A 1472-nucleotide genomic window follows, 5' to 3' on the forward strand; every position below is an offset into this window, starting at 1 on the left:
CAGCCAGGATGATCCGCCGCGGCCAAACGGGCATTCCGGGCTGTGCCCGCTGCCGCCACAGCCAGATCAGCAGAGGTGTCCACAGGACCACATGCGGCAGCCCCAAGAGGCGTACATATCCAAGCTGCCCGTATAGCCAGTAAACTCCGGCCCCCGCCAATACACTGGCCGCCACCGTGACCAGCCCGGCCACCCGGCTGGCCTTCCAGATCAGCAGCGCCAGCGGCAGGACAAATGCACCCAGGAACAGGATGTTGACCCAGATCTGCACCCAGAGGGGCTGGCTTGCGATCGCTTCGTTCAGTGTCATTGCAGACCCTCCCGTTGGCGAGCCTAGGGAAAGGCCGGATCGTCGGCAAGCGCTACAGCGGCGAACCTTCGCGCATCTGGTCCTGCTCGTCGGGTGTTGGCGTGTGGTTGAACACATAAGCCGTGCGACAGGCTTCTTCGCCGCCCAATTCGGCAATCCGGCGGCGCTGGTCGGCAAAGGCGCGGGCATTTACTTCTTCCGGATCGCAGATCGCCCGGAGCCGCCGGTCTCCTTCGGCCAGGGCTGCCGTGACCTCCGGATCGTTCCTTCCGTCCATTGTCCGGTCCGTTTGTTCCTGCGGGTCGGCCTCCAGATCGAAAAGCTGCGGCTGCATTCCGGCGTAATGGACATACTTCCACCGGCCCCAGCGCACCATAAAGGCACCGGTTTTCGATCCGCCGTCATGATACTCGCTGAAACCGCTGCGGGTCTCGTCATAAGGCGCACTGGCAATCCTGCGCAGCGATTCGCCCGGCAGCCCTTCGCTGACAGCATCTTCTGCCAGGCCGCAGACTTCCCGCGCGGTGGCGGCGATGTCGGTCAAACTGGTGCAAGTCGCCAGGCGCCCGCCTGCCGGAATGCCCGGACCCGCGGCAATCATCGGCACCCCGGCGCTGGCCTCATACATCACCTGTTTGGTCCAGAACCCCTGATCGCCCATCATATCGCCGTGATCCGACACATAAAGGATCACGGTATTCTCCAGTTGGCCGCTTGCCTCCAGCGCTTGGATCACCCGGCCCGTACAATGATCCATGAACGACGTCAGCCCGTAATAGGCCGCCTTGGCCTCGCGCATTTTCTGCTCATCGAAATAGTCGCCGTAATTGAAGAACGCGGCAATATTGCGAAGCTCCTCATGGTCCGGAAGTCCCGCGCCATAGCCCACTGGCAGATCCATCTCTGCCGGATCATACATGCTGTACCACTTTTCGGGACAGGTCAGCGGATAATGCGGGCTGACCAGCGACACAAAGGCGGCCCAGGGCTGATCCTGCCGTTTCGGATCCGCCAGCCAGGCCTCTGCTGCGCCCGTGATCGTCAGGTCGTAATCAGTATAGGTGCTGGATCCCGCGCCCACATCGCCTGCCAGCTCTGCCGCCGCGTCGTAGTCCGGCGGGTTCTCCCGCAACAGGCCGACCGCCCAGCCGACGCCGCCGAC

At 63.2% G+C, this 1472-nt stretch carries 2 protein-coding genes; both read right to left on the minus strand.

Annotated features, from left to right (window positions below):
* On the minus strand, positions 1-310 hold a 310-nt coding region (locus A2I95_RS37355), incomplete at its 3' end, for a hypothetical protein (RefSeq protein WP_291737506.1).
* Between the two features lie 52 nt (positions 311-362).
* A partial coding sequence (locus A2I95_RS37360; protein WP_291737507.1) for a sulfatase-like hydrolase/transferase occupies positions 363-1472 on the minus strand: 1110 nt, incomplete at its 5' end.

The organism is Leisingera sp. F5, from assembly GCF_001593695.1.